This is a genomic window from Nocardia sp. NPDC047038 (assembly GCF_040644075.1).
In the GTDB taxonomy this organism is placed as follows: Bacteria; Actinomycetota; Actinomycetes; order Mycobacteriales; family Mycobacteriaceae; genus Nocardia; species Nocardia sichangensis.
In genome coordinates, this window is the sequence record NZ_JBEYVQ010000006.1 from 27,927 (window position 1) to 40,244 (window position 12,318).

The following is a 12,318-nucleotide window of genomic DNA, read 5'->3' on the forward strand; positions in this document are numbered from 1 at the left end:
CCGTGATTCCTCGCACACAGTCCGACTGGTGCGAGGGATCGGTCACAGCATGTGCGGGGTCAGCGACGCAGCTGGTCGTGCGGTACCAGGACGGTGGTCCGCTCATCGATCGGCTCCATCGGTTCGAGGCGGGGGCGGGTGCTGAGCTTGTCCGCCAGTTTCTGCCTGCCGACGAGCACGAGCTTGCGGGTCACCGGGCTCTCGGTCAGCGCGCGGGTAGCGGCGCTGATCTGTTCGTAGCGAGCCCGCCCGGCCTTACTGCCGAGTACGTAGCCGGCCGCCACGCCGATGATCAACCGCAGCATCTCGATGTGCTCCTCCCAGTTGCCAGTTCGCCGCCCCCATCCTGCCCGACACCCCACACGCCTGTCGATCCGGACACTCGGTAGCGACACCCCCGCTCTCAGTGACAACTCAGCAGGTAGCGCCGCGATTTGGGCCTCCGCCCAGCGATACGCTAGAGTTTCTCCTCGGCCCGCCCGATACCAACCGGACGCGCCAAGGGCAATCCCCTATAGCTCAATTGGCAGAGCAGCCGACTGTTAATCGGCAGGTTTCTGGTTCGAGTCCAGATGGGGGAGCAAGAATAGGCCTCTGACCAGGAAATATGGTCAGGGGCTTCATTCGTTTGGTCCACTGATCGGACCTCACCAAGAAAACGCCAAGATTCGCCACCGAACGTTTCGTCGACCGGTCGTGTCGAAACCCGACCGAGTCGTCCAACGGCGTCCCCATGATGATTCCGAACAGTGCCGCGTTCGTCCCGGTTTCGTCGGTGGTGCGGTGCTGAGGGCCCGGCAGGCACTGCCTCGGTGTGAGATCGATGCTGTCTACGCCGAGTGTGATGAGCCGAGGTTCCGGTACGAAAATCAGCGCTCATGCCGAATGCCGTGCGAATGCGCCGCGCCAACCGAATTGTCGAACATGTGTTCGACACTGAGGTAGGCTGGTTCGGGTGAACATACATTCGATCGCGGCGGCGCCGGATGCTCCAGCACCGGGATGGCCGGAACTGGCCGATGTCGATTTGCTGCGCACCCTCGTCGAAACCGAACGCCGTCGGAGGCGACTGGATGCTGCCATGCGCGCAGCCGTCGCCGAAGCCGAACGTCGTGGCCTCGCCGCGGACACCGGCTATCGGGACACCGTGGAGCTATTGACTGATCTGCTGCGGATCAGTGCCCACGAAGCGCGCCAGCGAATCGAATACGCGGCTCCGCAGGCCCGCTCGCGTTCCAGAAAGGTATGGAGGGTGCTGGCGGCAGCAAGCTGAGGCCGAGCCCGCTGCCTCGACCTCTGTTCGGAGGGCCGCGAGGACCGACGGCCCGTTCACCGTGTAAGTCCCTGCTGTGTAGCAAATTTGGACATTCGACCGATAGGGGACTCGGGTGCGGCGAGCGCGCTTATGTTGAGTTGGAGGTCAACGATGTCTCAGTGGAGGAGAAGTCCGCGCACGATTCGACAGTCGGTCCTGCTGGCCGCAGTCGCCGGGACGGTGGTGCTTGCTCCGGCCGCGCTGGTCTTACCGGCATTCGCAACCCCTGATCAACCCCCGGCTACTACCGCACCTGTCACCATCGCGCCCGTGCCGACGGTGCCGCCCGTGACGACCGCGCCGCCGGTCACCACCGTGCCGCCGGTGACGACCACGCCGCCGGTCACCAGTGTTCCTCCGGTCACGACCGAACCGCCCGTGACGACTCCGTCATTTCCGAAAACTGTTGAGCCGGAAGATCCCTACGGCCCGGACGGCTTCGATGTCTGGGGGTACGACCGGTGGGGTTACGATCGCTGGGGTTACGACAGGTGGGGTTACGACCGGCAAGGCTACAACGAACGGGGCTACACCTCGCAGGGCTGCGCCCGTTTCGGCGAGGACCGGCCGGACGCCGACCGGCTGGCCTGCGAACTGCGCAGGGCGCGACCTTCCACCGGCAGCGCGGGTAGCTGAAACCCATACCGCTGCGGTTCAACACCTCGCCCATCGACTCGTAGCGCAGACGACCGCGCCGCGGGTCGATGCGCGGTTAACCGATACCATCCCGGCATCGTGATAGACCTGCCCATGCTGTGTGGCGGCACGCACTGTAGCCAGCGGCAAGTGTGGGACAACGCTCCAGTCGTGTCAGTTGCCGGAATATCGATCCAACACCGCGATGATTCTCTCGAAATCGCGTACCGAGCGGTGGCAGAACTCCGGATCCGTCCGCACTAAGAGGTCCCCGGCTTGGGCTTCGGTTGCCAGTCCGTGGAGTTCTTTCTCGACTATCAATCGTGAAGGTGTGAGCACCCAGTTTCGTCGGGTGGTGTCGAACAGCCAGTCGATCTCTCGATTGTCGGCGAGGGTGGCCTCGTGCAGTAGTTCGGCAACGCGAGCGGGCTGAGGTTCGGGAAAACGCCAGACGACAAGTGGCGGAGCGGGAGTCCCGCCATCGCCGATGCCGCCCGCGTGGCGATACCACTCCAGGTCTCCGTACCGCTTCAACCGAGTGATGAAGTCTCCAGGATTCATGACCCTCGAAGTCTAGATAGGACGTGACCAGGGCGAACGTATGAGTTCGTTCCTGGTTTCGCCCGTTCAGTCCGCTGCCCAGAGGCTGAGTTTCTCCGGATTCCGGATCGCCCAGATGCGGGTGATCCGGTTGTCGGCGATGTCGAAGGCGTAGACCGACACGATGGTGTCGGCGAGCTGCGCCACCAGGCCGGGTTGGCCGTTCACCGTGCGCTCGAGCAACGTCACCTCGGGAGATCGGGCGGCGATTTCGATCCAAGCGCGGGCGATCCGCTCGCCGCCGTTGATCGGGTGCAGGAAGGCCGGGGCCAGGCCGCCGCTGTCGGCGGTCGCGGTCGCGTTCGGATCGAGCAGCCCGATCAGAGCTTCGATGTCTTGTGTCTCCCAGGCACGTTTGAAGTCCCTGATCACCTCGGCGTGCCGGGTTCCCGACGGCCCCTGCGCGGTGCGGATGCGGCGGCGGGCGGAAGAGGCGAGTTGGCGGCAAGCCGCGGGGGTGCGTCCGACGATCTCGGCGACCTCGGCGAAGGAGTAGCGGAAGACATCGTGCAGGACGAACGCGACCCGTTCGGCCGGTGTCATGGAATCGAGGACGACGAGGAACGCCATACTGATCGACTCGTCGAGGGTGACCCGGTCGGCGGGATCAGCAGGGGAGGGACCACCGAGCCATTCGGAACGGTCGGGCAACGGCTCGGGAATCCATTCGCCTACATAACGTTCCCGTCTGGCACGCGCCGAGCCGAGGAGGTCGAGGCAGATGCGGCTGGCGACCGTCGTCAACCAGGCGCCGGGCGCCGCCACCTCCTGCCGCTGCCGCTCGGGCAACGCGTACCAGCGCAGGTAGGTCTCCTGCACCACATCCTCGGCTTCGGCCAACGAGCCGAGCAGCCGGTAGGCGAGATTGATCAGTTGACGGCGTTCACTGATCACCGAGCGCAGGTGCGGGTCGGTCATGGGTATCGGCTCCTTCGGTCGACGCGGGCCCTTACCGAATCGACGAGACAGCGACCCGATTTGTGAGACAGCCTGACATTCCGGACGGCTGTGTCGTCGGAAGGTCGTGACACTTTCAGCGAAGCAGGAGTTCCGGAAATGACCAGAATCGGCATCATTCTCGGCAGTACCCGACCCAACCGTAACGGCTCGCAGGTCGCCCAGTGGGTCCTGGACGTGGCATCGCAGCGCGGCGACGCCGAGTTCGAACTGATCGATCTGCGTGACCACCCGCTGCCGCATCTTGACGAAGCGGTGCCACCGATGTTCGGCCCGTCCGTCAACACGCATACCCGCGCTTGGGCGGAGCGCATCGCACCGTTCGACGGTTTCGTGGTGGTGACCCCGGAGTACAACGGCGGCGTCCCGGGAGTGCTGAAGAACGCCTTGGACCACTTGTTCGCGGAGTGGACCGACAAGGCGGTCGGATTCGTCTCCTACGGCGTGAACGGCGGCGCCCGCGCGGTGGTGCAGTTGCGGACGGTCTGCAGCACGCTGGGCATGGCCGACGTGGGCTATCAGGTCGCGATCTCGGTGCTCACCGATTTCGAGAACCACACCACCTTCGTACCGGGCGAGCACCATGCCGCCGCCCTGGGCAAAACGCTGGATCAGGTCGTCGCGTGGAGCGTCGCCCTCGCACCTTTGCGCGCCGCTGCCGCGGTCGCCGTCGGGTGATCCCGCAGAAGAGACCGCCTCGCGGCCGGAAATTCATCGAATGGAGGATGCAATGACTGCCAACGATCACGGAGTTGGTTCGGTGGTATCGGCGCCCGCGCAACGCGCAGTGGACGAAGCCGAGATCAGGCGGCGGATCGACAAGTTGGCCGAAGGAATCGGGGCCAAGGATCTCGAGGGCGTGAAGCAGCTCTACGCAACGGACGTCGTGTCCTTCGACGTCGAGCCTCCGCTGCAGCATGTCGGTATCGAGGCGAAAGCGAAGAACTGGGCGAACGCGTTCACGTTCTTCCGGGATGTGACCTATGAGGTTCGCGACCTGGTCCTCACCGTGGGCGACGATGTGGCATTCGGACACGCCTTCGGTCGGCTCAGTGGCACGCTGCAGAACGGGGTGGCGACGAACGGTATGTGGGTCCGGGTCACTCTCTGCTTCCGGAAGATCGACGGCGATTGGCTGATCACGCACGATCAGGCTTCTGTGCCGTTCGATATTTCGACCGGCAAAGGAGTGGCCGACCTCGAGCCCTAGCCGCTGCCTGCCGCGGTAGCCGGGCAATGCCGCCGACACGCCGCGGCCCCGGCGCGAGCGTCGCGTTCGGGGTTGCGGCGGGCAGGCTTTCACTCGGACGTCCGCGTCGGGACGGTCCGCGAGCGCGGATCGTCTAGAGTGACCAGGCTCACGATTGGGCTTCGCGTAGGGCTGTAGAGGGTCCTGACCAGCGGGTTCCAGTAAGGGCGCTGGGTGTCTCGGCAGGAAAACCGGGTGATTTGTGTCGGTGCCGGGCGGAATACTGACCCGCGCCCGATGAGTTCGAGCAGTCGACACCGTCTCTACAGCTGTGGCGCCGGGATGCGATCCGGTGACTCGGCGAAGGGCCACATGTTCTGTCAACGACCCATGCCTCCGGAGGTATCCGATGTCCGCCGCACCATCCGTTCCAGCCTCGGGAGGGCGGACACCGACCGTCATTCGGGTGCTGGTACTCGCTACCTTCGTGGTGATCCTGAACGAGACCATCATGATCAACGCGATTCCGCGCCTGATGGCGGATCTGGCGATCACCGACCGGGCGGCGCAGTGGGTGTCGACGGCGTTCATGCTGACGATGGCGGCGGTCATCCCGACCACCGGCTGGTTCCTACAGCGCGTGTCGACCCGGCAGGCGTATGCCGCGGCGATGGGCGTCTTCCTGGCCGGTACCGCGTTGTCGGCGGTCGCGCCGTCGTTCGCGGTGCTGTTACTCGGCCGGATCGTGCAGGCCTTCGGCACCGCTGTGATGATGCCGCTGCTGATGACCACTCTGATGACGGTGGTGGCCGAGCACGACCGCGGCAGGGTGATGGGCAATGTCACCCTGGCGATTTCGGTTGCGCCCGCGATGGGGCCGGTGATCTCCGGTGGTGTTCTGCAAATCGCCTCGTGGCGTTGGCTTTTCGTGCTTGTGCTGCCGATCGCGGGTGTGATCACTTGGCTGGGGCTGCGGCAGCTGGAGAACGTCGGTGAACCGCAAGCCGGGCAGATCGATGTGGCCAGCGTGGCGCTGGCGGCGCTCGGGTTCGGCGGACTGGTGTTCGGGCTCAGCCGGTTCGAAAGCGACGACTTCGCGGGCCCGCTCGGCATCGTCGCCGTGGGCTCGGCGCTGATCGCCCTGTTCGTGTGGCGGCAGTTGCGCTTGCAGCGCACCGGTACCCCGCTGCTCGACCTGCGCGTCCTGCTGTCGGCCACCTACACCAAGGCGCTGATCCTGATGTCGGTGGCGTTCATGGCCATGCTCGGGTCGATGATTCTGCTGCCGCTGTACCTGCAGAACCTGCGTGGCCTCAGCCCGTTGGCCACCGGCTTGCTGGTCATGCCGGGCGGATTGGCGATGGGTCTGCTCGGGCCGACCGTCGGCCGCCTGTTCGACCGGTTCGGCGGTCGCTTGCTGGTGATCCCGGGGTCGATCGGAATCGCCGTAGCGCTGGCCGGGTTCACTCAGATCTCGATGACCATGCCGTACTGGCAGCTGCTGGCCCTGCACATCCTGCTGATGGTGTCGCTGGCGGCGGCGTTCACCCCGGTGTTCACCCTGGGTCTCGGTGCGCTGCCGCAGCATCTGTACTCGCACGGCAGCTCCATGCTCGGCACCTTGCAGCAGGTCGCCGCGGCGTTCGGCACCGCTCTCGTGGTGACGGTAATGTCGGCGCGCGCCACGTCGCTCGCCGCCGAGGGAAGCGACCTCGTCGCCGCGCATCTCGACGGCATGCGCCTGGCCTTCCTCGTCTCGGCGGCGTTGGCGCTGATCGTGATCGTCATGGCGGTGCTGCTGCCGAACCGGGCCGCCGCGCACGAAGAGGCAGCCCCGGCGGAGTCCGTCGAGGGATCGGAGACCACGACTCCCGAACTGAGCAAGCGCTGAACCGCCTCGATACGGAAGCCCCTGGACGCATCCAGCGCCAGGGGCTTCGTCGTACGCTCCTACATCGGCACTGGTGGCGGGAATGTCCGGACGACGCCGCTCACCCGCCGACGACCGCGACTACCCGGTAGCCGATGATCAGCGCGGTCAAGACCACGGGAATCGCGGCCACGCTCGGAGTGACGATCGCGCGCGCGAAATCGCGTGCGGGTCGGTCGGAATCGGGAATCATGTCGAACGGGAGCGGCCCGGATGCCAGCGGCTCACGTAGTTGCCGCGCGGCGGATGCGAACAGTTCCCGGTAACGGCGTTCCAGGCTCAGGTAGTAACCGTCGAGACCCCAGAAGATCCAGGCCGGCGCCAGCGCCAGCAATATCAGGCCCGATCCTTGCCTGGCCTGTGTGGTGAGAAGCGCGAATATCACGGAGACGAGGGTCACCGACCATCCGCGCACCGTGAACGACTGCTGGCTCAATCGCGCGATGATCGACTGCAACATCTCGAGGTGCTTGATGCGATGATCCGTATCCATCCTGTCCCCAATTCCCGGCTGGCATAGGCTGATTCGGCGTGACTCGGCGCCGAATCGCCAGAGTACGGCACGGCGGTGGCGCAGCCGCCCGCCCAGCGGTTGGATGCGCTGACGGCGCGGAGTCGCGGGGGTACACTCGCAGCGACAAGGGGTTGTGGTGTTCGGTCGGCCCTGGATCATAGGGGCGGTTGCAGGTTCGCCGAAATTCGTCGCGCGCGAGAATTTCCGGCTGGCAACGGATTCCGAGGTAATACTTATGGCAAGTGCTGAATTCGGTCGAGAACTGCGCAAGCGTCGACTCGAACAGGGGCTGGCCCTGGGCAAACTCGCCGAACTCGTGCACTACAGCAGGAGTCATCTGAGCAGGGTCGAGAACGGGCAGAAGTCGCCGTCCTCGGCGCTGGCGCGCGCCTGCGACGCGGTCCTGTCCGCGGGAGGCGACCTGCTGGTGCTGGCGCCCTCGGCGGCACAGCCGGACCTGGATCTCGATATCGACGTCGGCGGCTACTCGGATGCCGAGTGGAACGTTCGATTGCACGCGGACGGGTCCGGTGTGTTCCGGATCGGGGACTTCGGCGTGCCGCCGGTGACCGCGTTCCCCGCGACAGCCACCAGCTCCGCCGCCGCGCTACCCGGCTTGAGCGCGCTGTTCGAGGAGATCAAACGCCTCGGCCGGACCAGCAGTCCCAGCCTCGTTTTCCCCATGGCGGTGATACACGAACATGCCGCGGCCGCGTCCGCTCTGCGCAGTGCCGGTGAGCTACGCAGGCAACTTCTGCTGCACGCCGCCCGTACCGCGGAATTCGCAGGCTGGATGGCCCAGGAATGCGGCGACGAGCGCGGCGCGCTGTGGTGGACGACGCGGGCGGTCGACCACGCTTCCGCCGTCAGCGACGAGCATATGGTCAGCTACGCGCTCGTCCGCAGGGCGGTGCTGAGTCTGTATCGCGGCGATTCCGGCGAGACGACCGATCTCACCGAGCAAGTGCTCGCCGACCACGCCGTCCATCCCCGGATCCGCTGGCTGGCCGCGCTGGGGGCGGCACAGGGCTATGCCATCGGCTTGGACCACTCGAATTCCATGCGAGCGCTGGACGAAGCCGCAAACCTTTACGACGCCGCACACCGCACTGGGGAGAACGAGCTGGGGCCCTCGGCCCTGCACGAGCGCTCTGTCCTCATCGAGGCCTGGTGTCACTACGATCTGGGCAACCTCGAGGACGCCGCCGTACTGTTCGACCGAGCGATGTCGCGGAATCCGCAGCAGTCCGACCGTGACCGGGCACGGTTCGGCACCCGGCGGGCGTTGGTGTACGCCGCGCTCGGCGACCTGGACCGAGCGTGCGCGTTGATCGCGCCGTTGCTCGACGTCATCAGCGCGGTGGACTCGGTGACAATCCGCGCGGATCTCCTCGATTTCGCCCGTACGGTGGGCCGTTACCGCCGACATGCCGCGCTGCTCGACATCCAACCGGCGCTGATGTCGGTCCTTGCCAAACGTTGAGTGATCGGTTGTCCGTTGCCGCTGCGAACGGCAACGGACAACCACTGTCGCCGGCCGTCTGCTCGTTGAATGCTGAAGAGCGAGCCGCAGTTCGCGGCCGGAGGTAGGAAAACGCCGCGGGGGCAAATGATGAGGACGAGAACGCCGCTTCGATGCGTTGCGGCCACGGTGGTAGGACTGTGCCGACCTACGGTGAATCGGCACGGTGCTCGACTTATGCGAACACCGAGCACATTTGGCGCCGACCGGGAGGGCGAGTCGACCATAATGGGGAAATAAACCAACCAGAATCTTTCGATCCGGCGGTCAGGGGATACACGCGGTCGGATATATGACCGAACGTTTGCTGTTCGAGTCGCTCAGAGTTCGGTCCGGGTGCAGACTGTTCTCTGAAAACCGTGGTGTTTCGCTCGAGGACGAGATTCGCGACCGTGAGGCATCCGAAGGATGTTACTCGGGGGTGCAACGAACTGGTCAGTTCATCCAAATCGCTCCGTCATCCGCGGCATCTATTTTTCGCAATCGCGCAGCACTGCGCTCGATAAATCGTCCTCGAGAATTGGGTCAACTGATGGAAATATTCCTGAACTACCGCATCGTTGACAGCGTCTACGCGGTCAACGAGATATCGAAGCAGATGGCCCGACACCTCGGCAGGGCGCGTGTCTTCCGGGATGTGGATTCGTTGGCCCTGGGTAGGTTGTACGGGCGCAGGATCCGCCGTGCGCTCGAGGAATGCGACACGATGGTGTCGGTGATCGGCTCGTATTGGCTCGACGCACGTGACGAACGCGGACTCCGTCGCATCGATGACGATCGCGACTGGGTGCGTATGGAACTCGTTACCGCGTTCGCGCGCGGGATACCGGTCGTCCCCGTTCTGCTGGACGACACGTCGTTGCCGAGCCCGGACCAGCTTCCGGCGGATATCCGCGCGCTATCGCAATCGCAATACTGGCATATTCGGTACCGAACGGTCGAGGAAGACGTCCGCGGTCTGCTCCGGCACCTTGCTCCTGGGGCCGACATCCGGCCGGACGGGCCGGACCGCGCGGCGCAGCAGGGCCCGCAGAACAATCAGATCAACGTGGCGAAGGACGGCAGTGTCGTACACGCCAATCAGAACGGAACCCAGAACATCTGGCTGGGCGGCCATCACAGGAGATGACGATGCACCCGTCGCCGGGACCGAACAACAATCCCAACACGAACAATCAGATCAATCAGGCCAACAACGGCAGCAGCATCTACGCCAACAACGGCGGTCGGCAGAACATCAATATTCACCAAGGCTCCCGCCGACGTGTCTGGACGTGGTACGTGCTCGCGGGATTGCTGTTACTCGACGTGGGCTTCTTCGTCTACGGCCAGTCCGCGTACACGGCCGAATCCGGGAACTCCGGCGATCTCTCGCGTGCGTTGATATTTTTCGCGCTCTTCGTCGCCACCGTTGCCCTCGTGCGGGTATGTGTGCGTGATCTGTTCGGTCGGCGGTAGGCGCGTGCGATGAATTCTTGTAAAGGAAATGGTTCATGAGTGTCACGTTCGATCACAGAGACGATGCGCTGCCCCAGACATTGGCGTCGCGGGAGCGTCCGGCGCTGAGCAGCAGGGAGATCGAGGTACTGCTGGCGTGGATAGCGTCGGACTCGAAGGTGGAAGTCGCTCGGCGGCTGTATATCTCGCTGGGAACGGTGAACACCCACCTGGCCCGGATCAGGGACAAGTACGCCGCGGTCGGCCGGCCCGCGCCGACGAAAGCCGCGCTCGTGGCCCGCGCATTGCAGGACGCGCTGATCGGCATCGACGACCTGTGACTACGGCCTCGGCGGACAGTCGGGAAACGGCGGCGTGGTGACGTGGATATCGCGGAGTGGAAATGCGCTGACGCCGGTGATTCGGGTGGCGCAGGGGAAAACCGTTGGGGCGCAGGGATTTGTCGGTCGAACGGTCGACAGTGAATTACAACCTGCGCCGGTAGCATTGGCACGCCCGGGTGGCGGGGTGAAAGGGAGTGGCACCTGATGAGTGAACCGAAGGCGACAATCCTTCCGGTATATTTCGTCGCGGACGAATCGTATTCGATGGTCGACGATGTGGCGGATCTGAACGCGGGTCTGTCCAGCTTGCTCGACACCTTGCAGGGCGAATCCATGGCCGCAGCGAAGGTGCGTTTCTGTGTGCTCGGGTTCTCCGATACCGCGGTCTGTTATCTGGAACCGACCGATCTGCGGAATCTGGAAGCCATGCCGGAACTGCGGGCGCGCGGTTCGACGTCGTTCGCCGCGGCGTTCGCCGAATTGACCAACCGGATACCGCGCGACATCGCCGCGCTGAAGTCCGCCGGCTACCTGGTCAATCGACCCGCCGTGTTCTTCCTCACCGACGGTGCGCCGAATCCTGGCGAGGGCTGGGAGGCCGAGCACTCGCGGCTGACGAGTTTCGCGGCCCGGCCGAACATTCTGGCGTTCGGCATCGGCCAGGCCGACGCCGATGTGATCCGGCGGGTGGCGACCAACCCGCAGTACGCGTTCATCACCGCGGCCGGCACCGACACCGGCGTCGCGATCTCGAAATTCATCACGGCGCTGACGCAGTCGGTGATCAATTCGGGCCAGGCGTTGGCGACGGGACAGGCGACGCTGCAAGTGGAGAAACCCGATAATTTCGTCTCGCTCGCCGTGGACACGGTGTGATGGGCTTCCTGAGCAAGCGGGGCAAGCGCTTGCCGGATGATCCGGTGCCCGCGGATCCGGCTGTCATCGTGAACCCGGCACCGGCGGACGAGGCGATCGGACCCACCCTTCCGAGCCGCCCGGCGAGCGAGCCGATCGTCGTCGGCGCCCCCACACCGGCGTTCGAGGCGAAGGCCATCGGCACCGAGTACGGCAGGAATCCGTACCGCGCGGACACCATGATCGACGGATGGTCACGCGGACCGTTCACCGTTCGCGCGGCATCGGTGCGTGGTTACCTGCACCGATACAACGGCGTACCGCGTCAGGACGATTTCGCGGTCACCGCGGCGCCGGATCGTGATCGACTGATCGTCGCGGTGGCCGACGGAGTGTCCGCGGCGCGGTATTCGCACATCGGCTCGACCACCGCCGTGCGCTACGCCACCCAGTGGCTGGAAGAGCAGCCGGTGGAGGCGCTCGGCGACATCGGATGGCAATCGCTGTTCCAGAACACCGCGTGGATGCTGACCGAGCGCGCCGCCGCTGTGCTGTCGCTGGCGCAGGCCGATGCCGAGCAGGCCGAGCAGGTGCTGGCGACGACGCTGACGTGTGTGGTGTGTGAAAGCGACGCCGACGGCGCGTTGTCCGCGGTGCTGGCCGGTGTCGGCGACTCCGGTGCCTGGTTGCTGTCGGACGAGCGTTTCGTGCCGGTGCTCGGCGGCAAGCAGTCGTCGGACTCCGGGTTGACCTCCTCCGCGGTGAGCGGGCTGCCCAGAGTTCCGAACGAAGTCGAGCCCATCTCGGTGACCGTCGAGCCTGGCCAGGTGTTGCTGGTCGGCACCGACGGATTCGGCGATCCGCTCGGCGGCGGCGACGGCGAGGTCGGGGCGTTGTTCGCCTCGGTGCTCGCCGGGCGGGTGCCGTCGCACCTGGAATTCGCGCACACCCTGGATTTCTCGCGGGAGACATTCGACGACGACCGGACATTGGTGGCCATCTGGCCGAGGGTGAACTGA

Annotated in this window: 16 protein-coding genes and 1 tRNA gene; 12 read left to right on the forward strand and 5 right to left on the reverse strand. The window is 65.2% G+C overall.

Annotation, left to right across the window (positions count from 1 at the left end; genetic code table 11):
* Positions 1-59 precede the first annotated feature (59 nt).
* The gene (locus ABZ824_RS21325) at positions 60-305 is read right to left on the reverse strand and encodes a hypothetical protein (RefSeq protein WP_039796811.1); all 246 of its coding nucleotides are present in this window, start codon (positions 303-305) and stop codon (positions 60-62) included.
* 203 nt (positions 306-508) lie between these two features.
* Here ABZ824_RS21325 and ABZ824_RS21330 point away from each other — a divergent pair.
* A tRNA-Asn gene (locus tag ABZ824_RS21330) sits at positions 509-581 on the forward strand.
* Positions 582-955: 374 nt separating this feature from the next.
* Positions 956-1,273, forward strand: coding sequence for a DUF222 domain-containing protein (locus ABZ824_RS21335; protein ID WP_274750416.1), 318 nt, complete (start codon positions 956-958; stop codon positions 1,271-1,273).
* Positions 1,274-1,545: 272 nt separating this feature from the next.
* Here the strand turns inward: ABZ824_RS21335 and ABZ824_RS21340 are convergent, their stop codons facing one another.
* Positions 1,546-1,680: a hypothetical protein gene (locus ABZ824_RS21340; protein ID WP_356964921.1), complete on the reverse strand. Its 135-nt coding sequence runs from the start codon at positions 1,678-1,680 to the stop codon at positions 1,546-1,548.
* Between the two features lie 13 nt (positions 1,681-1,693).
* Between ABZ824_RS21340 and ABZ824_RS21345 the strand changes: the two genes are divergently transcribed.
* Positions 1,694-1,951 (forward strand): hypothetical protein, encoded by a 258-nt coding sequence (locus ABZ824_RS21345; RefSeq protein ID WP_355072520.1) that lies wholly within the window; start codon positions 1,694-1,696, stop codon positions 1,949-1,951.
* A gap of 174 nt (positions 1,952-2,125) precedes the next feature.
* Here ABZ824_RS21345 and ABZ824_RS21350 read toward each other — a convergent pair whose 3' ends face one another.
* Positions 2,126-2,512, reverse strand: a complete 387-nt coding sequence (locus ABZ824_RS21350) for a hypothetical protein (protein WP_356964923.1) — start codon at positions 2,510-2,512, stop codon at positions 2,126-2,128.
* Between the two features lie 66 nt (positions 2,513-2,578).
* Positions 2,579-3,469, reverse strand: a complete 891-nt coding sequence (gene sigJ / locus ABZ824_RS21355; protein WP_356964925.1) for an RNA polymerase sigma factor SigJ — start codon at positions 3,467-3,469, stop codon at positions 2,579-2,581.
* A 138-nt stretch (positions 3,470-3,607) separates the two neighbouring features.
* On the opposite strand from sigJ, the gene ABZ824_RS21360 reads away from it, so the two are divergent.
* The 3 genes from ABZ824_RS21360 to ABZ824_RS21370 all read left to right on the forward strand — a co-directional run bounded on the left by ABZ824_RS21360 (position 3,608) and on the right by ABZ824_RS21370 (position 6,588).
* Positions 3,608-4,186, forward strand: coding sequence for an NAD(P)H-dependent oxidoreductase (locus tag ABZ824_RS21360; protein WP_356964927.1), 579 nt, complete (start codon positions 3,608-3,610; stop codon positions 4,184-4,186).
* A gap of 109 nt (positions 4,187-4,295) precedes the next feature.
* Positions 4,296-4,718 (forward strand): nuclear transport factor 2 family protein, encoded by a 423-nt coding sequence (locus ABZ824_RS21365; protein WP_356964929.1) that lies wholly within the window; start codon positions 4,296-4,298, stop codon positions 4,716-4,718.
* Positions 4,719-5,106: 388 nt separating this feature from the next.
* Entirely contained in the window at positions 5,107-6,588 is a 1,482-nt protein-coding gene (locus ABZ824_RS21370) for an MDR family MFS transporter (protein ID WP_356964931.1), read from the forward strand.
* Between the two features lie 100 nt (positions 6,589-6,688).
* On the opposite strand, the gene ABZ824_RS21375 is transcribed toward ABZ824_RS21370, so the two are convergent.
* Positions 6,689-7,120, reverse strand: a complete 432-nt coding sequence (locus ABZ824_RS21375) for a hypothetical protein (RefSeq protein ID WP_355072531.1) — start codon at positions 7,118-7,120, stop codon at positions 6,689-6,691.
* A 256-nt stretch (positions 7,121-7,376) separates the two neighbouring features.
* Here ABZ824_RS21375 and ABZ824_RS21380 point away from each other — a divergent pair, with 256 nt between their 5' ends.
* The 6 genes from ABZ824_RS21380 to ABZ824_RS21405 all read left to right on the forward strand — a co-directional run bounded on the left by ABZ824_RS21380 (position 7,377) and on the right by ABZ824_RS21405 (position 12,318).
* Positions 7,377-8,624, forward strand: coding sequence for a helix-turn-helix transcriptional regulator (locus ABZ824_RS21380; RefSeq protein ID WP_356964933.1), 1,248 nt, complete (start codon positions 7,377-7,379; stop codon positions 8,622-8,624).
* A 331-nt stretch (positions 8,625-8,955) separates the two neighbouring features.
* Complete coding sequence (locus ABZ824_RS21385) at positions 8,956-9,792, forward strand: toll/interleukin-1 receptor domain-containing protein (RefSeq protein WP_356964935.1); 837 nt, start codon at positions 8,956-8,958, stop codon at positions 9,790-9,792.
* A gap of 2 nt (positions 9,793-9,794) precedes the next feature.
* A complete protein-coding gene (locus tag ABZ824_RS21390; protein WP_356964936.1) occupies positions 9,795-10,121 on the forward strand; it encodes a hypothetical protein in 327 nt (108 codons plus the stop codon).
* 35 nt (positions 10,122-10,156) lie between these two features.
* On the forward strand, positions 10,157-10,441 hold the full coding sequence (locus ABZ824_RS21395) for a helix-turn-helix transcriptional regulator (RefSeq protein WP_356964937.1): 285 nt from the start codon (positions 10,157-10,159) through the stop codon (positions 10,439-10,441).
* A gap of 207 nt (positions 10,442-10,648) precedes the next feature.
* A complete protein-coding gene (locus ABZ824_RS21400) occupies positions 10,649-11,320 on the forward strand; it encodes a hypothetical protein (protein WP_356964938.1) in 672 nt (223 codons plus the stop codon).
* The gene (locus tag ABZ824_RS21405; protein ID WP_356965220.1) at positions 11,320-12,318 is read left to right on the forward strand and encodes a protein phosphatase 2C domain-containing protein; all 999 of its coding nucleotides are present in this window, start codon (positions 11,320-11,322) and stop codon (positions 12,316-12,318) included. The genes ABZ824_RS21400 and ABZ824_RS21405 overlap by 1 nt, the downstream gene beginning before the upstream one ends.